23 protein-coding genes are annotated in these 20,013 nt (G+C 68.6%); 13 read left to right on the top strand and 10 right to left on the bottom strand.

Features of this window, described 5'->3' with window-relative positions:
- The first annotated feature begins 109 nt into the window (after positions 1–109).
- Positions 110–781 (top strand): lysophospholipid acyltransferase family protein, encoded by a 672-nt coding sequence (locus tag SK803_RS04715; RefSeq protein WP_319964501.1) that lies wholly within the window; start codon positions 110–112, stop codon positions 779–781.
- Between the two features lie 239 nt (positions 782–1,020).
- Here SK803_RS04715 and SK803_RS04710 read toward each other — a convergent pair whose 3' ends face one another.
- Together SK803_RS04710 and ctaC are read right to left on the bottom strand one after the other, a co-directional pair.
- Complete coding sequence (locus tag SK803_RS04710) at positions 1,021–1,437, bottom strand: cytochrome c oxidase subunit 4 (RefSeq protein ID WP_319964500.1); 417 nt, start codon at positions 1,435–1,437, stop codon at positions 1,021–1,023.
- 14 nt (positions 1,438–1,451) lie between these two features.
- Positions 1,452–2,384 (bottom strand): aa3-type cytochrome oxidase subunit II, encoded by a 933-nt coding sequence (gene ctaC, locus SK803_RS04705; RefSeq protein ID WP_319964499.1) that lies wholly within the window; start codon positions 2,382–2,384, stop codon positions 1,452–1,454.
- Between the two features lie 170 nt (positions 2,385–2,554).
- Between ctaC and asnB the strand changes: the two genes are divergently transcribed.
- Positions 2,555–4,483, top strand: coding sequence for an asparagine synthase (glutamine-hydrolyzing) (gene asnB / locus SK803_RS04700; protein ID WP_319964498.1), 1,929 nt, complete (start codon positions 2,555–2,557; stop codon positions 4,481–4,483).
- Positions 4,484–4,527: 44 nt separating this feature from the next.
- Here the strand turns inward: asnB and SK803_RS04695 are convergent, their stop codons facing one another.
- Together SK803_RS04695 and SK803_RS04690 are read right to left on the bottom strand one after the other, a co-directional pair.
- Positions 4,528–5,304 (bottom strand): class I SAM-dependent methyltransferase, encoded by a 777-nt coding sequence (locus tag SK803_RS04695; RefSeq protein ID WP_319964497.1) that lies wholly within the window; start codon positions 5,302–5,304, stop codon positions 4,528–4,530.
- 7 nt (positions 5,305–5,311) lie between these two features.
- On the bottom strand, positions 5,312–6,244 hold the full coding sequence (locus tag SK803_RS04690; RefSeq protein WP_319964715.1) for a carbohydrate kinase family protein: 933 nt from the start codon (positions 6,242–6,244) through the stop codon (positions 5,312–5,314).
- 158 nt (positions 6,245–6,402) lie between these two features.
- Between SK803_RS04690 and SK803_RS04685 the strand changes: the two genes are divergently transcribed.
- Complete coding sequence (locus SK803_RS04685; RefSeq protein ID WP_319964496.1) at positions 6,403–6,576, top strand: hypothetical protein; 174 nt, start codon at positions 6,403–6,405, stop codon at positions 6,574–6,576.
- Positions 6,577–6,655: 79 nt separating this feature from the next.
- Here the strand turns inward: SK803_RS04685 and SK803_RS04680 are convergent, their stop codons facing one another.
- Together SK803_RS04680 and SK803_RS04675 are read right to left on the bottom strand one after the other, a co-directional pair.
- On the bottom strand, positions 6,656–7,027 hold the full coding sequence (locus tag SK803_RS04680; RefSeq protein ID WP_319964495.1) for a HesB/IscA family protein: 372 nt from the start codon (positions 7,025–7,027) through the stop codon (positions 6,656–6,658).
- 118 nt (positions 7,028–7,145) lie between these two features.
- Positions 7,146–8,174 (bottom strand): glycerate kinase family protein, encoded by a 1,029-nt coding sequence (locus SK803_RS04675; RefSeq protein ID WP_319964494.1) that lies wholly within the window; start codon positions 8,172–8,174, stop codon positions 7,146–7,148.
- A gap of 42 nt (positions 8,175–8,216) precedes the next feature.
- Here SK803_RS04675 and SK803_RS04670 point away from each other — a divergent pair, with 42 nt between their 5' ends.
- From SK803_RS04670 to SK803_RS04660, 3 genes are read left to right on the top strand one after another with little or no spacing between them, the layout of a single operon-like run.
- The gene (locus SK803_RS04670) at positions 8,217–8,843 is read left to right on the top strand and encodes a DUF3043 domain-containing protein (protein ID WP_319964493.1); all 627 of its coding nucleotides are present in this window, start codon (positions 8,217–8,219) and stop codon (positions 8,841–8,843) included.
- Positions 8,844–9,476 (top strand): class I SAM-dependent methyltransferase, encoded by a 633-nt coding sequence (locus SK803_RS04665; protein WP_319964492.1) that lies wholly within the window; start codon positions 8,844–8,846, stop codon positions 9,474–9,476. It begins immediately after the preceding gene.
- A gap of 33 nt (positions 9,477–9,509) precedes the next feature.
- Positions 9,510–10,496, top strand: coding sequence for an aldo/keto reductase family protein (locus SK803_RS04660; protein ID WP_319964491.1), 987 nt, complete (start codon positions 9,510–9,512; stop codon positions 10,494–10,496).
- 16 nt (positions 10,497–10,512) lie between these two features.
- On the opposite strand, the gene SK803_RS04655 is transcribed toward SK803_RS04660, so the two are convergent.
- Positions 10,513–10,713, bottom strand: a complete 201-nt coding sequence (locus SK803_RS04655; RefSeq protein ID WP_319964490.1) for a hypothetical protein — start codon at positions 10,711–10,713, stop codon at positions 10,513–10,515.
- Between the two features lie 17 nt (positions 10,714–10,730).
- Here SK803_RS04655 and cobU point away from each other — a divergent pair, with 17 nt between their 5' ends.
- The 3 genes from cobU to cobS are packed head-to-tail and all read left to right on the top strand — an operon-like array spanning position 10,731 to position 13,035.
- The gene (cobU, locus tag SK803_RS04650) at positions 10,731–11,270 is read left to right on the top strand and encodes a bifunctional adenosylcobinamide kinase/adenosylcobinamide-phosphate guanylyltransferase (protein WP_319964489.1); all 540 of its coding nucleotides are present in this window, start codon (positions 10,731–10,733) and stop codon (positions 11,268–11,270) included.
- A gap of 11 nt (positions 11,271–11,281) precedes the next feature.
- Positions 11,282–12,325, top strand: a complete 1,044-nt coding sequence (gene cobT / locus SK803_RS04645; RefSeq protein ID WP_319964488.1) for a nicotinate-nucleotide--dimethylbenzimidazole phosphoribosyltransferase — start codon at positions 11,282–11,284, stop codon at positions 12,323–12,325.
- Positions 12,322–13,035: an adenosylcobinamide-GDP ribazoletransferase gene (gene cobS / locus SK803_RS04640; RefSeq protein WP_319964487.1), complete on the top strand. Its 714-nt coding sequence runs from the start codon at positions 12,322–12,324 to the stop codon at positions 13,033–13,035. Before cobT ends, cobS begins: the two co-directional genes overlap by 4 nt.
- On the opposite strand, the gene SK803_RS04635 is transcribed toward cobS, so the two are convergent.
- Entirely contained in the window at positions 13,032–14,123 is a 1,092-nt protein-coding gene (locus tag SK803_RS04635) for a branched-chain amino acid aminotransferase (RefSeq protein WP_319964486.1), read from the bottom strand. The genes cobS and SK803_RS04635 overlap by 4 nt on opposite strands.
- 92 nt (positions 14,124–14,215) lie before the next feature.
- Here SK803_RS04635 and SK803_RS04630 point away from each other — a divergent pair, with 92 nt between their 5' ends.
- Positions 14,216–14,485: a hypothetical protein gene (locus tag SK803_RS04630; protein ID WP_319964485.1), complete on the top strand. Its 270-nt coding sequence runs from the start codon at positions 14,216–14,218 to the stop codon at positions 14,483–14,485.
- Here SK803_RS04630 and SK803_RS04625 read toward each other — a convergent pair.
- Positions 14,424–15,671 (bottom strand): amino acid permease, encoded by a 1,248-nt coding sequence (locus SK803_RS04625; protein ID WP_319964484.1) that lies wholly within the window; start codon positions 15,669–15,671, stop codon positions 14,424–14,426. The genes SK803_RS04630 and SK803_RS04625 overlap by 62 nt on opposite strands.
- A gap of 202 nt (positions 15,672–15,873) precedes the next feature.
- Between SK803_RS04625 and SK803_RS04620 the strand changes: the two genes are divergently transcribed.
- Both SK803_RS04620 and SK803_RS04615 read left to right on the top strand, forming a co-directional pair.
- Entirely contained in the window at positions 15,874–17,358 is a 1,485-nt protein-coding gene (locus tag SK803_RS04620) for a leucyl aminopeptidase (protein WP_319964483.1), read from the top strand.
- A gap of 271 nt (positions 17,359–17,629) precedes the next feature.
- Positions 17,630–18,094, top strand: a complete 465-nt coding sequence (locus SK803_RS04615; RefSeq protein ID WP_319964482.1) for an OsmC family protein — start codon at positions 17,630–17,632, stop codon at positions 18,092–18,094.
- Here SK803_RS04615 and SK803_RS04610 read toward each other — a convergent pair.
- Positions 18,091–18,417 carry an oxidoreductase gene (locus tag SK803_RS04610; protein WP_319964481.1) on the bottom strand — a complete coding sequence of 109 codons (327 nt, stop codon included), beginning with the start codon at positions 18,415–18,417 and terminating at the stop codon, positions 18,091–18,093. The genes SK803_RS04615 and SK803_RS04610 overlap by 4 nt on opposite strands.
- 179 nt (positions 18,418–18,596) lie before the next feature.
- On the opposite strand from SK803_RS04610, the gene lpdA reads away from it, so the two are divergent.
- Positions 18,597–19,985 (top strand): dihydrolipoyl dehydrogenase, encoded by a 1,389-nt coding sequence (gene lpdA / locus SK803_RS04605; RefSeq protein WP_319964480.1) that lies wholly within the window; start codon positions 18,597–18,599, stop codon positions 19,983–19,985.
- Positions 19,986–20,013: the final 28 nt, after the last annotated feature.

The following is a 20,013-nucleotide window of genomic DNA, read 5'->3' as shown; positions in this document are numbered from 1 at the left end:
TGACAGTCGTCGCACGGCCGCCGCATCGGTGTAGTCCGAGCGAGTGATGGGCCGGAGATGCGCACCACGTGGTAACGCGGCGGCAATCGCCACCTGGAATGCTGGAGGCATGGTCCTCTACCCGGTGATGAAACATGTCGTCGCGCGCGCAGCCCGTCTCGTCTACCGCCCGGTGGTCGAGGGCTTGGAGAACATCCCCACCGACGGCCCGGTCATCCTGGCGGCCAACCACCTCAGCTTCATCGACAGCGTCGTGATCCCCATGGTCGTGCCGCGACGCGTGTCGTTCCTCGCCAAGGCGGAGTACTTCACCGGCACCGGCGTGAAGGGATCGCTGTCGCGCTGGTTCTTCTCGTCGCTGGGCCACGTGCCGGTGCACCGCGGCAAGGGCCGTGACGCGCGCGCCGCGCTCGACACCGCCGCCGAGATCCTCGCGCGCGGCGACGCCTTCGCGATCTATCCGGAGGGCACCCGCTCGCTCGACGGCATGCTGCACCGCGGCCGCACGGGCGTCGCCCGCATGGCGCTCGAGTCCGGTGCCCCGGTCATCCCGGTCGGCATCATCGGCACGGACAAGGTGCAGCCGGTCGGCAGCAGGTTCCCGAAGATCGTCCCCGTGACGGTCCGCTTCGGTGAGCCGCTCGACTTCAGCCGCTACGACGGCATGCAGGATTCGCTGCCGGTCCTGCGCAGCGTCACGGACGAGATCATCTACCGCATCCTGGACCTGAGCGGCCAGGAGTACGTCGACGCGTACCAGAAGACCCCGGTCGCCGCGTAGCGCGCCAGCGACACCCTGAGGACCCGCAAAGGGCCCCTTCCGCCATCACGGCGGGAGGGGCCCTTTGCGCGATATGCGATATACCGGACAGCCGATATCCGGTATGCGATGTATCACATTCTGAACATCGGCTCCGAAAACCGCGCCGGCAACGCCTCCAGAAACGACTGAGGCCCCCTCCGAAAGGAGAGGGCCTCAGTCAGCGGTATCCGGTATGCCGGATACCGGTCGTGCCTGTGTCAGTCGTGATTGGGACCGGTGTGGTACTCGAACACCAGGCCGCCGACCGCGATCAGCACCAGGGTGACGGCGATCACGAGCAGCCACACGTGCCAGAACGCCACCGCGACACCGGCGGTCGCCGCCGCTGCCGCGAGGCCGACCGGCCAGTACGAGCCGGGGCTGAAGAAGCCCAGCTCACCGGCGCCGTCGGACACCTCGGCATCCGGGTTGTCCTCCGGCCGCACCTCGATGCGGCGGGCGACGAACCTGAAGTAGGTGCCGGTGATGAGGGCCAGGCCACCGGTCAGCGCGAGCGCCACCGTGCCGGTGGGCTCGACGTGGCCGGTCGCCAGGTGCGTCCAGTAGCCGTAGACGACGGCCATCAGGAACGAGAAGGCCATCACCAGGTCGAATACGCGAGCTTCGATCTTCATCGCGGGGCGTGTCCCTACTTCTGGCCCGCGCCGGAGGCCTCGCGGGCCGTCCGGTCGGTGTTGAACGGGGTCGTCGTCGTGGCCAGCGGTGAGCACCACTTGTCACAGTTCACCTGAGAGAGGGCCTCCGCCGTGGTGAACGGCTTGCCCGTCTTCTGGTTGACCTGCTTGCGCAGCTCGATGTACTTCTCGAAGTCGGCTTCCTCAAGGGCGCGGACCTCGAAGTTCATCACCGCGTGGTACGAGCCGCAGAGCTCGGCGCAACGGCCGACGAACGCACCGGGACGATCGATCTGGTCGATCTGGAAGACGTTGTCCTGGTTGTTCTTCTCCGGATGCGGGAAGACGTCCCGCTTGAAGTGGAACTCCGGCACGAAGAACGAGTGGATGACGTCCGTCGAGCGCAGCGTGAACTGGATGCGCTTGCCGGCCGGCAGCACCATGATCGGGACCTCGCCCGAGGTGCCGACCGTGCTGACGGCGTTGCCCTCTTCGGTCTTGTGGTCCGGGTACTGGAACTCCCAGTTCCACTGGAACGCGATCACGTCGACGTTCACGTCGGGCTTGCCCGACTTGTCCGTGACGTAGTTCTGCGTGATGGCGGTGAAGTAGAACAACACCGCCACGATCACCGTCGGCACGACGATGAGCACGATCTCCAGCGGGAGGTTGTACGCCGTCTGACGCGGCAGCTCCTCGGTCTTCTTGCGGTGGAAGACCACCGACCACAGGATCAGACCCCACACGATGACGCCGACGACGAGCGCGGCGATCACGGACCAGGTCCAGAGCTCGCGCATCTTCTCGGCCTGCGGCGTGACGGCCACTGGCCAGCCGAAGCGCAGCACCTCGTCCGTGGAGCAACCGGTGGCCCCGATGCCGACCAGGCTCACAAGCCCAGCGGTCTTCACCAGCCGGGATGCCCTGGTGCCCTCCTTCAGGCCCACTGCTCGCCCGCCTCCTCGTTCCATGCCAACGGATCAAGCGGGAGCGTAGCCCAGCGCAACCGCGCTCACCCCTTGGGGGCACCGCCGCTGCGGTGCAGTTTCGGTCACACAGAGCGCCTTCGGCATACTTGGGTCTTCCCCGTCGTATTTCTTTGAGAGGTGCGAGAGCCTTGTGCGGCCTGGCAGGACTTGTATGCCCTAGCGAGAACGAGGCTGAGAGCGCACGCCCGGCGGTGGAGGCCGCACTGCGCTGCATGCGGCACCGCGGCCCGGACGAGAGCGGCACCCGGCGCGTCGACGAGGTCGTGTTCGGCTTCAACCGGCTCGCCATCATCGACATCGAGCACTCCCACCAGCCCCTGACGTGGGGCCCGCCGGAGTCGCCGAGCCGGTACACGATCAACTTCAACGGCGAGATCTACAACTACCTGGAACTGCGCGCCGAACTCACCGAGACCTACGGCGCGGTCTTCCACACCGACGGCGACACCGAGACCATCGTCGCCGCCTACCACTACTTCGGTCCCGCGGCGATCACGAAGCTGCGCGGCATGTTCGCCTTCATCATCTGGGACGCCGAGCGCAAGACGCTCTTCGGCGGCCGCGACCCGTTCGGCATCAAGCCGCTGTACTGGGCACAGGGCCAGCTGGGCGTCGCGTTCTCCAGCGAGAAGAAGATCCTGCTGGAGATCGCCCGCACGCTCGCCATCAACCCGAAGATGAACGTCAAGGGCCTGCAGCACTACCTGACGCTGCAGTACGTGCCGGAACCCGCCTCGCTGCACGACCAGATCTTCCGCGTCGAGTCCGGCCACTCGTTCACGCTGGTGCCGGGCGAGGCGCCGAAGTTCGAGCGCTACTTCCCCGCGAACTTCAAGGTGCGCACCGTCCGCGCAGAGGCCGAGGCGGACGCGCTGTACGACGAGATCACGGCGGCGCTGCGCGACTCGGTCGCCAAGCACATGCGCGCGGACGTGACGGTCGGCTCGTTCCTGTCCGGCGGCATCGACTCCACCGTGGTCGCGGCGCTGGCCAAGGAGCACAACCCGGACCTGATCACGTTCACCACGGGCTTCGAGCGCCAGGGCTTCTCCGAGATCGACGTGGCCGCGGAGTCGGCGGCGCTGATCGGCGTGAAGCACGTCGTCCGCACGGTCAGCGCGCAGGAGATGATGGACTCCCTGCCGCTGATCACCTGGTACCTCGACGACCCGGTGGCCGACCCGGCGCTGGTGCCGTTGTGGTTCATCGCCCGTGAGGCGCGTCAGCACGTGAAGGTCGTCCTGTCCGGTGAGGGCGCGGACGAGCTGTTCGGCGGGTACACGATCTACCGCGAGCCGTTGTCGCTGGCGGCGTTCGAGAAGGTGCCCGGCGCGCTGCGCAAGGCGATGGGCAAGGTCTCGACGAAGATCCCGCACGGCGTGCGCGGCAAGGACCTGCTGCGTCGTGGCGCGCTCACGCTGGAGGAGCGCTACTACGGCAACGCGCGCATCTTCCTCGACGACCACCTGCGTCAGGTGCTGCGCACGTACGACCCGGCGGTCTCGCACATGGACGTGACGGCCCAGCCGTACCGCGAGTCCCAGAACTGGGACCCGGTCACGCGCATGCAGCACGTCGACCTGTTCACGTGGCTGCGCGGCGACATCCTGGTCAAGGCCGACAAGATGACCATGGCGAACTCGCTGGAGCTGCGCGTCCCGTTCCTGGACCCCGAGGTCTTCAAGATCGCCTCGCAGATCCCGAGCGAGTTGAAGATCACGCCGGACACCACGAAGTTCGCGCTGCGCAAGGCGATCCGCGACATCGTGCCGGCGCACGTGCTGAACCGCCGCAAGCTCGGCTTCCCGGTGCCGATCCGGCACTGGCTCAAGGACGAGATGCACGACTGGGCCGTCGACGTCGTGCGCACCTCGCAGACCGACCAGTACATCGACAAGACCGCGGTGCTGCGGATGATCGAGGAGCACCGCTCCGGCGTGCTCGACCACAGCCGCCGCATCTGGGCGCTGCTGGTGTTCATGATCTGGCACGGCATCTTCGTCGAGGACCGCATCAAGCCGGTGGTGCCGGAACCGCACTACCCGGTCAAGCTCTAGCGATCAGGGCCCCTCTCCGGAGGGGCCCTTTTCGTTCACCTCCACTAACGCCGTCCTTGCGCACTGCAGATCGCATACGAACTGAGGACGGTCTCCGGTGACGCCATCAGCTCCAGGTAGCGGTCGAACTCGTCGTCGGAGAGCGGCAGCTTGTCCCGCACCTTGCTCGCGGTCGTGGCGAGCAGACGGCAGCCGGCCGAACCGCCTTCCCACTCCTGCACCTCGCGCGAGCCGCTGACGTCGTTGAGGCCGGTGTCGAGCAACGCCTTCTCGATGCGCGCGCCCCACGCCAGCTCCGCGCCGGCCTGGTCGAGCAGCGTCAGCAGGGCGTTCTTCACCCGCATGATCAGCTTCGCGTCGTCGGGTGACCCGGAAGACCCGACGGAGAGGACTTCGAGCGGGAGGCAGTCGAACTCCTCCAGGACGAGCCAGCCACCGGGACGCAACGAGTCGCGCAGCTTGCGCAGGACGGCGTCGCGGGCGGGGAGGTGGAACAGCACCAGGCGGGCGTGGACCAGGTCGAACGCGTTGCCCGGCAATATGTTGGACACCACGTCGTGTTCGAGGACCGTGACATTGTCGCGCTCTTCGAGTCGCGCGACGTCGAGATCGGTGACCGTCACGTGGCCGGACGGGGCGACGACCTCGGCGAGCCAGTTCGCCACCGATCCCCCGCCACCCCCGACCTCGAGGCAGCGCCAGCCGTCAGCCACGCCGAGCTGCTCGACGCGGGCGAACGTGCCCGGGTCGAGCAGGGAGCTCAGCGCGTCGAAGTACGGATCGTGCAAGTCGCCGGCGTCGCCGAACAGGTACGTCCCCATTGTCCGATCATGGCAGGACGGGGGCGATCTCCTCAGCAGCTTCCTCACCAAACGCGCCACGAATGCGGGCGAGCGCCGATTCGCGCTCCAGCACCCACTCCTGCGTGCCCACGGTCTCGAGCACCTCGACGGCGATGAACGACCCGAGCTGAGCTGCGCGCTCGATGCTCAGGCCCGCGTTGATGCCCGCGAGGAAGCCGGCGCGGAAACCGTCGCCGACCCCGGTCGGGTCGGTCTTCGCGACCTCGGGGACGGCGGGGACGTGCAGCGCGAAGCCGTCGCGGTCGACGATCTCGACGCCCTTGGCGCCGAGCGTGGTGACGCGCTTGCCGACGCGGGCGAGGACGTCGGCCTCGGCCCAGCCGGTCTTCTGCAGCAGCAGTTCCCACTCGTAGTCGTTGCTGAAGAGGTACTCGGCGCCGTCGATGAACGCGCGCGCCTGCTCGCCGTCCATGCGGGCGAGCTGCTGCGACGGGTCGACGGCGAACTTGTAGCCGCGCTGACGGCACTCCTCGGCGTGCCGGAGCATGGCAGCGGGGTCGTCCGGGCTGATGACGACGAGCTCGAGGTTGTCGACGCGGTCCGCGATCGGCGAGAGCTCGATGTTGCGCGCCTCGGCCATCGCGCCGGCGTAGAAGGAGGCGATCTGGCACATGTCGTCGTCCGTCGTGCAGACGAACCGCGCGGTGTGCGCGACCTCGGACACGTACACGCCGGACGTGTCGACGCCGTGCCGCTCGAGCCACGAGCGGTAGTCGTCGAAGTCCTTGCCGACGGCGCCGACGAGCACCGGCCGCACTCCGAGCACGCCGAGTCCGAACGCGATGTTCGCGCCGATGCCACCGCGGCGGACCACGAGGTCGTCGACCAGGAAGCTCAGCGACACGCGGTCGAGACGCTCCGCGACCAGCTGGTCCGCGAATCGACCCGGAAAGTGCATCAGATGGTCGGTCGCGATGCTGCCGCACACGGCTACCGGCACGTCGGCTCTCCCTTGTCTTGTTGCTGTACGTGACAACTCACCCGGATGAGTGCAGCTGTGAAGACTACCGTTTGGTAGGGCTACCGCAGGTCAGACCACCGTCATACGGTCGAGAGGTGACGATCCCCGATGCGACCACGATGCGTGAGCTGATCGACGACTGCGCACAGCTCCCCTTCGCACTGACGCACCCCGAGCACCCCCTGCCCGCACCGCGGGAGGCCGCGCCCTGGCAGGTCGACGACCGGTGCACCCACCAGGTGGAGGGTTTGGCCGAGTATGGCGTCTGAACGCCTGGGCTGATTCCCAGTACACACAGCGAGGCCGCGTTCCCGTCGGTGCGGGAACGCGGCCTCGCGCGTGTTCGCCTTAGTGGAACGAGTCGCCGCAGGCGCAGGACCCGCCGGCGTTCGGGTTGTCGATCGTGAAGCCCTGCTTCTCGATCGTGTCCACGAAGTCGATGACAGCGCCTTCGACGTAGGGCGCGCTCATGCGGTCAACGGCGACCTTCATGCCGTTGAAGTCGACCAGCGCGTCACCGTCGAGCGCACGCTCGTCGAAGAACAGCTGGTAACGCAGGCCGGCACAACCGCCGGGCTGGACGGCGATGCGCAAGTGCATGTCGTCGCGGCCCTCCTGGTCGAGCAGCGCCTTCGCCTTGACGGCGGCCGCATCGGTCAGCGTCACGCCGTGGCTGGGCGCCTCGGTGGAGGTCGAAGCGGCATCCTGAGCGGTCGTCATGGCTCTCCTAAGAGGTCCTTTGCGGGCGGTTCACCCATCAACAACACGGGCGTTCCCCGCCTTGTTCCTCTTCCCATGGTCCCACAACGGCACGGCATACCGCCCCCAGTGGTCAGTGTCACGTAGACCACTGCCGTGCGACGTGCTGTGCCGTTGCAATGAGACTTTTGCGGGCGTCCGCAATCGACTTTTGCACGGAGCCGACGTGGTCGGACACCGAGTAGGCCTCCTGAACGCCTGCGGCGCCCATCTCGCGGCGGCCGACGCTGACCTGACCGGCGATGGCGACGCACGGGAGACCGCGCTCGGCGGCTCCGCCCGCGACGGCCGTGATGAGCTTGCCGCGCAGTGACTGCCAGTCGAAGCTGCCCTCGCCGGTGACGACGACGTCGGCGTCGTCGAGCGCGGCGTCCAGGCCGGTGAGTTCGCGGACGAGCCCGGCGCCCGACCGCACCGTCGCGCCCAGCGAGAGCAGCGCGGCGCCCAGGCCTCCTGCCGCGCCGGCACCCGGTACATCGGATACGGGTTTGAGGACGTCCATCGCGGCGAGCTTGGCTTCGAGGCGTTCGACGGCCTCCGGGGACGCGCCCTTCTGCGGGCCGAACGTGCGGGCGGCGCCATGCGGGCCGAGGAGCGGGTTCTCGACGTCGGACGCGGCTACCAGCGATATATCGGTCAGGTCGGAATCGGCCATTGCATCCAACATCCCGGCGCCGCCGTCGGTCGTGCCGGAGCCGCCGAGGCCAACCGTGATGACATCGTTGTCAATCGCGGCCGCCGCGATGAGTTCGCCTACGCCTCGCGTGGTCGCTGTCTCGCAGGATTCCGGGCGGAGTTCGGCCGGGATGAGATGGAGGCCGCACGCCTCCGCGGACTCGATGTATGCAACGCGTCGACCGTCTGCACGCACGCTGAGCCAGCGGGCTTCGACAGGTTTGCCGAGCGGGCCGGTGACGGTGACATATCGGATATCGCCGTCCAGGGCGGCGTGCAGGACGTCGACGAAACCGGGGCCGCCGTCGGCCAGGGGACGTTCGACGACGACGTCGTCGGGTTTGGCCTCGCGCCAGCCGGTGGCGATGGCGTCGGCGGCCTCGCGGGCGGTCAGGGTGCCGCCGAAGCAGTCCGGAGCGATGAGTACGCGCACCTCGCGAAAGGTACAGAAGAACCACTGTCCTACCCTGTCGTCGTGAGGTTCCTGCGCCGCAACTCCGCCGACACCGATGCTTCGGCCCCCGGATCGACCGACGAGGTCGCCGAGTCCACCCGCAACGCGGGCAAGGGCCGGCCCACGCCGAAGCGGCGTGAGGCGCAGGGCAGGCGCTCCGGGCCCGTTCCGCCGCCTCCCCGCACGCAGCGCGAGGCGTTCAAGCGCATGCGCGGCAACAAGGTGAGCAAGGAAGAGCGCCGTGCCGCGGCCACCGAGCGCCGTCAGCGCATGATGGCCGGCGACGACAAGTACCTGCTGCCGCGCGACCGCGGTCCGGTGAAGGCGTACATCCGCGACCTCGTCGACTCGCGCCGCAACCTCATGGGCCTGTTCATGCCGCTCGCGATCCTGGTGTTCGTGGCGCTGCTGACGCCGTCGCTGGCCGTGCAGCGGTACGCGACGCTCGCGACGACGTTCATGCTGATCGCGATGGTCATCGAGGGCCTCGTGCTCGGCCGCCTCGTCACCAGGAAGGTGCGGGCGAAGTTCCCGACCGAGCCGATCAAGGGTCTCTCCATCGGCTGGTACTCGTTCATCCGCGCCAGCCAGCTGCGTCGCCTCCGCGTGCCCAAGCCGCGGGTGAAGCCGGGCGAAGCCATCAAGTAATTGCGCGAGAAGCAACGCAAGCTTCAGCTGCCGGAGAAGCTGCGGTGGAACCACAACGAGTGGTACCGCCGCTGGCTGCTCCGGCAGTTGCCGTCCAGGGCCGGGTCAGCGCTGGACGTCGGCTGCGGCCTCGGTGAGCTGGCGCGCTCGCTGAAGGCCGACGAGGTCACCGCGATCGACGCCAGCGCGCGCATGATCGAACGCGCGAGCGCGACCAGTGACCGGGTCAACTGGGTTCACGGCGACGTGCTGACCCACGACCTCGGGCGGTACGACGTCGTCACCGCCGAGGCGAGCCTGCACCACTTGCCGTTGCGAGAGGGTCTGACCAGGCTCGCCGGGCTGACCAAACCCGGCGGAACGCTGATCGTCATCGGGCTCTACCTGACGGCGACGCCGTCGGACCGGGCGATGGAGCTCGTGACGTTGCCCGCGAACGCCGTCGTCGGCCTCGCCAAGGCCCTCAACGGCACCGGCGGCAAGCCGCACGACACCGAGATGCCGATGGTGATGACCGCGCCGACGTTGCCGGAGATCCGCGCGGCGGCCGCGGAGATCACGCCGGGAGCGCGCGTCCGCAGGCACCTGTTCTGGCGGTGTTCGCTGGTCTGGCACGCGCCCGAAGTTCATTAGCAGCACGAACGATTTCGGTTTAAGCTCCGATGTATGAAGTTCCGTCGACTCGGCCGCAGCGGCCTGTCCATCAGCGAGATCTCGTACGGCAACTGGCTCACCCACGGCTCGCAGGTTGAGGAAGACCAGGCGCACGCCTGTGTGAAGGCGGCCCTGGAGTCGGGGATCACCACCTTCGACACAGCCGACGTCTACGCCAACACCGCCGCGGAGTCGGTGCTCGGCCGGGCGCTCAAGGGTGAGCGGCGCGAGTCGCTGGAGATCCTGACCAAGGTCTACTGGCCGACCGGTCCCGGCGGCCCCAACGACCGCGGGCTCGGCCGCAAGCACGTCATGGAGTCGGCCAACGCGTCGCTGAAGCGACTGCAGACCGACTACGTCGACCTGTACCAGGCCCACCGGTTCGACTACAGCGTGCCGCTGGAAGAGACGATGCTGGCGTTCGCCGACCTCGTCCGCCAGGGCAAGGTCCTCTACGTCGGTGTCTCCGAGTGGACCGCCGAGCAGATCACCCGCGGTGCCGCGCTGGCCCGTGAGCTGCAGGTCCCGTTCGTGTCGCACCAGCCGCAGTATTCGATGCTGTGGCGCGTCATCGAGCCTCAGGTCGTCCCGGCGTGCGAGCGCGAGGGCCTCAGCCAGATCGTCTTCTCCCCCGTCGCGCAGGGCATCCTGACCGGCAAGTACCTGCCGGGCGCCGACGTGCCGGAGGGTTCGCGCCTGGCCGACGCGCGCGGTTCGCAGATGATCTCGCGCTGGATGCGGGACGACGTGCTCAACGCCGTGCAGCAGCTCAAGCCGATCGCCGAGGAAGCGGGCGTCACGATGGCGCAGCTCGCGGTCGCGTGGGTGCTCAAGAACCCGAACGTCGCGTCGGCGATCATCGGCGCTTCGCGTCCCGAGCAGGTGCTCGAGAACGTCAAGGCGATCGACATCGAGCTCGACGACGACGTGCTCAAGCAGATCGACACCGTCCTCGACGGCGTCATCACCGACGACCCCAGGCTCACCGCCCAGGGCTAGTCAGCCGGCCCTGTTTTCATTGGGCGGGGTGGAGGCTCATCGGGCCGTACACCTCGGATTCCGAGCGCAGCAGCGTGACCTGTTCGACCCCGGCGTCGAGCAGGTCACGCCACTGGGCGCTGAACCACTCCTCAGCCTCTGTCTGGTCGGCGAACGCCACATCCGGGCCCGCGACGTCGCGGGCTTGTGCATCCTGGTAGCGCCAGCGGAACTCCATGAGACGAAGGCTAACCCTTGTCATCTCGCACTCTCGTGCTCGGCGGAGCGCGTTCAGGCAAGTCGGCGCACGCGGAAGGCCTGCTCACCGAAGCGGCCGTGACCTACGTCGCAACCGCCCGCCGTTACCCCGACGACCCGGACTGGGACGCGCGGATCGCGCTGCACGTCGCCCGGCGTCCGGCCACCTGGCACACGGTCGAGGCGTCGGCGCCGTCGGACCTGCCCGCGTTGCTCACCGCGACGCAGTACGACGACCCTCCGATCCTGGTCGACGACCTGTCGACGTGGCTGGTCGGCGTGCTGGACGACGCGCAGGCCTGGGAGGGCGACGCCTCGGAGGCGGTCGAGAGCAACGTCGACGAGCTGGTGAGTTCCGTCGCCACCTGCCGGACGCGGCTGGTGCTGGTGACGGCGGAGGTCGGCCTCGGCGTCATTCCCCCGACCCGCTCTGGCAGGCTCTTCCGCGATCACCTCGGTGCGCTCAACGCGCGCGTCGCCGAGGTGTGCGACGAGGTCACCCTGCTCGTCGCCGGCATCCCGTTGAAACTGCGTTAAGGAGCGACCAGGTGAGCACCGAGTTCCCTCCGGTTGAACCGCCGGACGAGACCGTTCTGCGCGAGGCCGAGGCCCGGCACGCGGTGCTGACCAAGCCGGTCGGCTCGCTCGGGCGGCTCGAGGAGCTGGGCAACTGGATCGCGGCGTGCCAGGGCGTGGTGCCGCCGAAGCCGTTCGTGCGGCCTCGCGTCATCGTGTTCGCGGGCGATCACGGCATCACCGCGCAGGGCGTCTCGGCGTTCCCGAGCGAGGTGACCGGCCAGATGGTCGCGAACTTCCTCACCGGCGGCGCCGCGGTGAACGTGCTCGCGCAGGTCGCGGGCGCCACCGTGCGCGTGGTCGACATGGCGGTCGACGCGGACACCCCGGCCGCGGTCAGCCAGCACAAGGTGCGGCGCTCGTCCGGGTCGATCGACCGCGAGGACGCGCTGACCCGTGAGCAGTGCGAGCTCGCCATCGCGGCGGGGCGCGCCATCGCCGACGAGGAGGTCGACGCGGGCGCCGACGTGCTCGTCGCCGGAGACATGGGCATCGGCAACACGACGCCGTCCGCCGTGCTGATCGCGTCGCTGACCGGGTCGGAGCCCGTCGCGGTCGTCGGCCGCGGCACCGGCATCGACGACCAGGCGTGGATGCGCAAGACGGCGGCGATCCGGGACGCGCTGCGCCGGGCCCGCCTGGTGATCAGCGACCCGATCGCGCTGCTCGCCACCGCTGGCGGCGCCGACCTGGCCGCGATGGCCGGGTTCCTCGCGCAGGCAGCAATCCGGCGGACTCCGGTCGTGCTCGACGGCGTCGTCGTCGGTGCGGCCGCGGTCGTCGCCGAGGAGCTGGCGCCGGGTGCGCGCGAGTGGTGGGTCGCCGGGCACGAGTCGGCCGAGCCCGCGCACGCGATCGCGCTCGGGCACCTGAACCTGAAGGCGCTGCTGAACTTCGAGATGCGGCTCGGCGAGGGCTCCGGTGCGGTGGCTGCGCTGCCGTTGCTGATCTCGGCGGTGAAGGTGCTCGCGGAGATGGCGACCTTCGACAGCGCCGGCATCACGAACAAGGAATGAAGCTCGCCCTCTCCTGGCTGACCGTCCTGCCGCTGCGAGTCGCCGGTATCGAACACGGCGTCGATCGCAAAGCGGCGGGGCGGGCCATTGCACACACGCCGATTGTCGGCGTTCTGCTCGGCGCGTTCGTCGTCGGCGTGCTCGAACTGCTGACTGCATCCAACATACCGGCGCTGGTAGCCGGCTTCCTGGTCGTCGGCGTCGTCGCGCTGGCCACGCGCGGTATGCACCTCGACGGTCTTGCGGATACCGCAGACGGTCTGGGGTGTTACGGACCGCCGGAGCGGGCGCTCCAGGTCATGAAGGACGGCGGCGCCGGGCCGTTCGGGGTCGTCACGCTGATCGTCGTGCTGGGAGCGCAGGCCGCCGCGCTCCCCCACGCTCACTGGGGCGTCGTCCTGCTCGCGTTCGCGACGAGCCGGGCGGCGTTCGGCATCTGTTGTATGCGAAATGTGCCCGCCGCACGGCCTGAGGGGCTGGGCGCGCTGGTCGCCGGTACACAGCATCCAATGCTGGTCATCGGCACGTGGGTGGTGCTCGCCGCCGCGGCGATCCCGCTCGGGTGGCGTGCGGTCGTCGCCGTCGTCGTCGCGTTCGCGCTCGTGTGGGGGCTCGTGAAGCACACCGGAAAGCGTTTCGGCGGCATCACCGGTGATGTGCTCGGTGCTGCCGCCGAAATCGCGCTTCTGGCCGTGCTGGTGATCGCCTAACCCCAGAGCTTGGTCATCCAGCCGTGGGTGTCGGCGACGTGGCCGTGCTGGAGGCCGGTCAGGCGCTCGCGCAGCTGCTTCGTCACCGGGCCGGTGCCGCCGTCGGCGATGTCGAACTCGCCACCGGCGTGCTTGACGTGGCCGACCGGCGTGATGACCGCGGCCGTGCCACAGGCGAAGACCTCGGTGAGCTCACCGGAGGCGTTGGCCTTCTCCCACTCGTCGGTCGAGATGCGGCGCTCCTCCACGGACAGACCGAGGTCGGAGGCCAGTCGCAGCAGCGAGCTCCGGGTGATGCCGGGCAGCAGCGTGCCGGTCAGCTCTGGCGTGATCACCTTGTCCCCCATGACGAAGAACAGGTTCATGCCGCCCATCTCCTCGACCCAGCGGCGTTCCACCGCGTCGAGCCAGACGACCTGGTCGCAGCCCTTTTCGGCGGCCTGCGCCTGCGCCACGAGGGACGCGGCGTAGTTGCCGGCGAACTTGGCAGCGCCGGTGCCACCGGGTGCCGCGCGGACGTACTCGGTCGAGAGCCACACGCTCACCGGGCGGACGCCGCCCGCGAAGTAGGAGCCGGCGGGTGAGGCGATCAGCACGTAGAGGTACTCGGACGCGGGTCGCACGCCGAGGCCCTTCTCCGTGGAGATCATGAACGGCCGCAGGTAGAGGGATTCCTCCTCGGCCGCCGGCACCCAGCGGTCGTCGACCGCGAGGATCTGCCGGACGGACTCCAGGAAGAGCTCGTCGGGAAGTTCGGGCATCGCCATGCGGCGGGCCGAGGAGCGGAAGCGCTCGGCGTTGGCCTCAGGGCGGAAGGACGCGATCGAACCGTCGGGCTGGCGGTAGGCCTTGAGCCCTTCGAAGATCGCTTGGCCGTAGTGCAGCACCATTGCCGCGGGGTCTAGTGCGAGGGAGCTGTAGGGGCCGACCTCAGCGTCGTGCCAGCCCTGCTCGCGGTTCCAGCGGATCGTCACCATGTGGTCGGTGAAGTGCTGCCCGAAGCCCGGCTTGGCAAGTACCTCCGCTACGCGCTCCGGGGTCGCCGGGTGCGGGTGGGGAGTCCGGGTGAAAGGCAACTCGCTCGTCATGTGAGCACGGTAACCCGCTGGTGGGGATACGGAAAATCGTCTTCCCAAAACTCGGACGTCCTACTAAGTGACACTCGCTAGAGTGCCCTTCCATGACCACGCCGGAAAGATCTTCAAGGGGCGCCGACGCCCGCACCGTCTCACAGGCCGCGCTGCTCGTTCTGGGCACCGGGATGACGCTTCTGGACGGCTGGGTCCTCGGTGGCGTCGGGGGCGTGGTCGGCGCGGTGTTCCTCGCCGTCTTCTTCCTCGCCGGGTACTACGGCATCAGCAAGAACGGCCCGTCGAACAACGGCCGCGTCATCGGGCTTGCGGTGTGCGTTGCCGTGACGCTGATCGTTTTCCTCTCAGTGACCCTCTGAGCGCCGCGGTGAGGCCGATGAGGCCCGTGCCCGCGCCCAGTCCCGCGAGGGAGATGAGCAGCGCGGGCACCGGCATGCTCATCGCGAGCAGCACCGAGAGCCCCAGTCCGAGGCAGGCCGTGCGCATGGGCCACGTGCGATCGTTCTGCAGCAGGACGCGCGCCGAGGCGTTCGTGAACGCGTAGTAGAACAACGTCGTGGAGGCCGCCACGCCCAGTGCCGTCGCCATCGGCATGAGGATCAGCGCGAGCGCGCTGGCGACGACCACGACGAGCGAGAGCACACCGGGCTTGAGGCGCGTCGGCAGTTCGCCGTCCTCGACGAGTCCGGTCAGCGTGCGGTGTGCGGACGAGAGAACGAAGTGCAGTGCTGCCACACCGGCCACCGCCGCGGCGATCTGCACGAGCGGTACCAACGCGGCCGCGTCCGCTGCGACGAGCGCGTCCCGCAGCGGCGCGGGCGACAACGCGAGGCGGGCGCTGCCGAGCTGACGGAGCACACCGGCGCCCACGGCCAGGTAGACCACGAAGGACAGTCCGATGAGGACTGGGATCGCGATCTTCAGCACGGCCGGCGAGTGCGTCCGCTCACCGCGGTTCGGGGCGGTGATGCGTTCGAAACCGGCGAACGCCATGAACATCAGGCCGGCGACGCCGACGAGTTCGTTGGGCGTGCCCGTCTCCCCCGCCGACGGCACCGGTTCGATCGAGAAGCTCGACGCCACAACGAGAGCCAGCACACCGAGGACGACCAGCGACACGAACACGCTCACGCCCGTGCCGAAGCGGAAACCGACGGCGCCGAGCAGTGCCGTGGCCACGACGAGGGCGAGCGCACCGATCACCGGCTGGTCCGGCACGACGTACGCGCCGAACATCGACGCCACCACCGCCGCCATCGCCGCACGGCCGAGGAGGTGGGCACTCGCCGTCATCCGTGCGGGCCACACTCCGAGTTGCGCGTGCACGTATCCGTAACCGCCGCCGACGTCCGGGTAGGCACGGGACTGGTCAGCGGTGGAGAAGGCCGAGCACAGGGCGGCGAAAGCGGACAGAGCCAGCGCCGGGAGCACCCACCAGCCCGCAAGCGCTGCGGCTGGGGCGAATCCGGCGAAGACCCCCGCACCGAGCACCGCGGGAAGACCGAGCGCGATCGTGCCGACGATCTCGCGAGGCGTGTGGGTCACCGGTACACGTTCTCAGATGCGGCATCCGGCCGTAACCACCCGGTCGACTGATACGTGAAACGGGCGAATCGCCACCGAGAGCAACTGTCAACGTCACAGATCGCTGCCGAACGTGGCGAGCCCCGGCATTCGTGGGACCCACCGACCTTTAGCATAGGTCACGATTCCGAGCCCCTACCACGCACAACCTCTGGAGCAGCACGTGACAGCCCCGAAGCTGGCCCTCACCGAAGGTGACCTGAGCACCACCGCCGCGGACGCAGTCGTCGTGGGCACCCTGCAGGGTGCGGACGGTCTGGAGCTCGCCCCCGGCGCCGACGCTGTCAACGCCGCGTTCGACGGCGGGCTGCTCGAGGTGCTCGGCACCCTGCGCGCGTCCGGCAAGGCCGACGAGCTGGTGAAGGTCCCGACGTTCGGCAAGCTCGCCGCCCCGCTCGTCCTGGCCGTGGGCCTCGGCAAGTCCCCCGAAGGTGGTCCGAGCGAGGAGCAGGTGCGCCGCGCGTCCGGTGTCGCCGCCCGTGCGCTGGCAGGCAAGAAGCGCGCCCTGAACACGCTGGCTGCCACGCACGTCGCCGCCGCCGCCGAGGGCACGCTGCTGGGCGCCTACTCGTTCACCGAGTACAAGTCCGACAAGGGCGAGGCCGCGGTCGCGAAGGTCGACCTGATCGCCGCCGCGTCGAAGGAGAACAAGGCCGCGCTGAAGGCCGCCGTCGCGATCTCCGAGGCCGTCGCCATCGCGCGTGACTTCGTCAACACGCCGCCGAACGACCTCTACCCCGGCTCGTTCGCCGAGCGCGCCGCGAAGCTCGCCACCGCCGCCGGACTCGACGTCGAGGTGCTCGACGAGAAGGCGCTGAAGAAGCAGGGCTTCGGCGGCATCCTGGGCGTCGGCGGCGGTTCGACGCGCCAGCCGCGCCTCGTGCGCATCTCGTACAAGGGCGCCAAGGCCACGAAGAAGGTCGCGCTCGTCGGCAAGGGCATCACGTTCGACACCGGCGGCATCTCGATCAAGCCGGCCGCGGGCATGGACGAGATGACCTCGGACATGGCGGGCGCCGCCGCGATCGTCGCCACCATGGTCCTCGCCGCGAAGCTCAAGTACCCGCTGGAGATCATCGCGTCGATCCCGATGGCGGAGAACATGCCGTCCGGCGACGCCTACCGCCCCGGCGACGTGCTGACCATGTACGGCGGCAAGACCGTCGAGGTGCTCAACACCGACGCCGAGGGCCGCCTGATCCTGTCCGACGCCATCGTGCGCGCGTGCGAGGACGGCCCGGACTACCTGATCGAGACCGCCACCCTCACCGGCGCGCAGGTCGTGGCCCTGGGCAAGCGCACCGCGGGCGTCATGGGCTCCGACGAGTTCCGCGACCGCGTCGCCGCCATCGGCACCGCGGTCGGCGAGTCCACCTGGGCCATGCCGCTGCCGGAGGAGCTGCGCGCGGACCTCGACTCCCGCCTGGCCGACCTGGCGAACGTCACCGGCCACCGCTGGGGCGGCATGCTCGCGGCGGGCCTGTTCCTGCGCGAGTTCGTGGCCGAGGGCGTGCAGTGGGCGCACATCGACATCGCGGGCCCGGCGTTCCACACCGGTGGCGCGTACGGCTACACCTCGAAGGGCGGCACCGGCGTTCCGGTCCGCACCATCGCGGCCGTGCTGGCGGACATCGCCGCCAACGGCTGAGTTCGCTTCTTCCACACGGGCGGAGTTCCTTTCCGGGACTCCGCCCGTTTTTGTTTTCCGGCACGGCGAGCGGCGCCCAGGAAATCATTTCCACGGTGCCTTTGCAATGAGTCTTTTGCGAGCGATGTCCAAAGTCTCATTGCTAAGGTGCAGGTCAGGGCCGGACGGAACTGATATATCGGTTTGACTGAGCGCGATCGGGTGGCGGCTGAACGGAGACGCGCGTCTCACGGGGCTAGGTGGCTGGGCCCGGCGAGAGGAGTATTTCCACATGGGGACGCATCAGTACGAAGTAGACGTCGTCTGGACCGGCAACACCGGGAGCGGGACTTCCGGGTACAAGACATATGAGCGCGCGCACGAGGTTGTGGCGGCGGGCAAGGAGACGATCCTCGGGTCGTCGGACCCGTCGTTCCGGGGTGATCGGAGCCGGTACAACCCCGAGGAGTTGCTCGTCGCGTCGCTGTCGCAGTGCCACATGCTCTGGTACCTGCATCTGGCGTCGGTCAACGGCGTCGTCGTCACCGACTACCGCGATCACGCCACCGGGACGATGGCCGAGCACCCGGACGGGTCCGGGCGGTTCACCGAGGTGCTGCTCCACCCCGTTGTGACGGTTGCCGATCCGGCGACCCGGGAGACGGCGCAGGCGTTGCACGAGAAAGCGCACTCGATGTGCTTCATCGCGGCGAGCGTGAACTTTCCCGTGCGGCACGAACCGACGGTGAGTGTTTAGAGATCGCCCGACGCTTTTTTGCGCGCGGTGTAGTCGCGCATGCGCTTCGGGTAGCCGACGATGCCGGCGTCGTAGATGGGCATGCCCTGTTTGCGGGCGAAGTTCCGGGCGGCGTCCGGGGACGCGACTCGGCGGCGGGTCCACTCGCCGTCGTGCGCGACCAGAACCACAGTGGTTTCGGTCACCGTGGTCTTCGGTTCCACATAGGCCTCGACGCCGTGGCGGCTCTTCGTCCACTGCTCGAGGTGGCTGGTGTCCTGGTTGGAGGCGGTTCGCAGCACACCTGGGCGCGGCTTCCTGCGAAAACGATCGAACAGCCCCATCGAGCACCTCCTGCGCTTCCTTCCACCATGGTGCCAGGCAGGGGTGTTATGAGTAGGTGAATGATCAGAACCGGGCGTGGTGTCCTATGCCGGATCACCATGCTCTGGCAACTAGTGACAAGATGGCCGCGTACCTCGCGCGCACCCGCGCGTAGTAAGTAATCCCGAGGAGATCCGAAGTGACTTCGCCGGAACTGGAGTCGGCCACCAACGCCGATCTTGTCATCCTCGGCGGCGGTTCAGGTGGTTACGCCTGCGCGTTCCGCGCGGCAGAGCTCGGCCTGTCCGTCGTCCTGGTCGAGAAGGACAAGCTGGGTGGCACGTGCCTGCACCGCGGCTGCATCCCGACCAAGGCGCTGCTGCACGCGGCCGAGGTCGCGGACAACGCGCGTGAAGGCGACCAGTTCGGGGTGAAGAGCTCGCTCGAGGGCATCGACATCGCCGGCGTGAACTCGTACAAGGACGGCGTGATCTCGCGGCTCTACAAGGGACTGCAGGGTCTCGCGAAGGCCAACAAGGTCACCCTCGTCGAGGGCGCGGGCACGTTCGTCGGCCCGAACACCGTCGAGGTGAACGGCCAGCGCTACACCGGCAAGAACGTCGTGCTCGCCACCGGTTCGTACGCCCGCAGCCTGCCCGGTCTGGAGATCGGCGGCCGGGTCATCACCAGCGACCAGGCGCTCAACCTGGACTTCATCCCGGAGAAGGTCGTCGTCCTGGGCGGCGGCGTCATCGGCGTGGAGTTCGCGAGCGTGTGGCGCTCGTTCGGCGCGGACGTCACCATCGTCGAGGCCCTGCCCCGGCTGGTGCCCGCCGAGGACGAGTACGCCTCCAAGCAGCTCGAGCGCGCGTTCCGCAAGCGCGGCATCAAGTTCAAGACCGGGGTGAAGTTCACCGGCGCCACGCAGTCCGACTCGAACGTGTCGATCACGCTGGAGAACGGCGACGTCCTCGACGCCGACCTGCTGCTCGTCGCGGTCGGCCGCGGCCCGAACAGCGCGGGTCACGGCTACGAGGAGGCCGGGATCACGATCGACCGCGGCTTCGTCATCACCGACGAGCGCCTGCGCACGAACCTGCCGAACGTGTACGCCGTCGGCGACATCGTGCCCGGCCTGCAGCTCGCGCACCGCGGTTTCCAGCAGGGCATCTTCGTGGCCGAGGAGATCGCCGGCCAGAACCCGAAGGTGATCGACGAGGCTGGCATCCCGCGCGTCACCTACTGCAAGCCAGAGGTCGCCTCCGTCGGCCTCACCGAGGCCGCGGCCAAGGAGAAGTACGGTTCCGCCGAGGTCTTCATCTACGACCTCGCGGGCAACGGCAAGAGCCAGATCCTCAAGACCGCCGGTGGCGTGAAGCTGATCAAGGCTCCCGACGGCCCGGTCGTCGGCGTCACCATGGTCGGCGAACGCGTCGGCGAGCTCATCGGTGAAGCACAGCTGATCTACAGCTGGGAGGCTTACCCGGAGGACGTGGCTCCGCTGATCCACGCCCACCCGACCCAGACTGAAGCCCTTGGCGAGGCGTTCCTCGCCCTGGCCGGCAAGCCGCTGCACGTGCACGGCTGACCGATCCCCATACAAAGTCAGCCACACG

The sequence above is a fragment of the Lentzea miocenica genome (assembly GCF_033949945.1).
GTDB lineage: Bacteria > Actinomycetota > Actinomycetes > Mycobacteriales > Pseudonocardiaceae > Lentzea > Lentzea miocenica.
This window is presented reverse-complemented; position numbering and strand designations above follow the sequence as displayed.

Coding starts and splice junctions, on each gene's coding strand:
- SK803_RS04695 (WP_319964497.1), bottom strand. CDS start 5,304: ATGGGGACGTACCTGTTCGGCGACGCCGGCGACTTGCACGATCCGTAC.
- cobS (WP_319964487.1), top strand. CDS start 12,322: ATGAAGCTCGCCCTCTCCTGGCTGACCGTCCTGCCGCTGCGAGTCGCC.
- SK803_RS04660 (WP_319964491.1), top strand. CDS start 9,510: ATGAAGTTCCGTCGACTCGGCCGCAGCGGCCTGTCCATCAGCGAGATC.
- SK803_RS04615 (WP_319964482.1), top strand. CDS start 17,630: ATGGGGACGCATCAGTACGAAGTAGACGTCGTCTGGACCGGCAACACC.
- SK803_RS04690 (WP_319964715.1), bottom strand. CDS start 6,244: ATGCACTTTCCGGGTCGATTCGCGGACCAGCTGGTCGCGGAGCGTCTC.
- SK803_RS04630 (WP_319964485.1), top strand. CDS start 14,216: ATGACCACGCCGGAAAGATCTTCAAGGGGCGCCGACGCCCGCACCGTC.
- SK803_RS04655 (WP_319964490.1), bottom strand. CDS start 10,713: ATGGAGTTCCGCTGGCGCTACCAGGATGCACAAGCCCGCGACGTCGCG.
- SK803_RS04610 (WP_319964481.1), bottom strand. CDS start 18,417: ATGGGGCTGTTCGATCGTTTTCGCAGGAAGCCGCGCCCAGGTGTGCTG.
- SK803_RS04710 (WP_319964500.1), bottom strand. CDS start 1,437: ATGAAGATCGAAGCTCGCGTATTCGACCTGGTGATGGCCTTCTCGTTC.
- SK803_RS04635 (WP_319964486.1), bottom strand. CDS start 14,123: ATGACGAGCGAGTTGCCTTTCACCCGGACTCCCCACCCGCACCCGGCG.
- SK803_RS04715 (WP_319964501.1), top strand. CDS start 110: ATGGTCCTCTACCCGGTGATGAAACATGTCGTCGCGCGCGCAGCCCGT.
- SK803_RS04680 (WP_319964495.1), bottom strand. CDS start 7,027: ATGACGACCGCTCAGGATGCCGCTTCGACCTCCACCGAGGCGCCCAGC.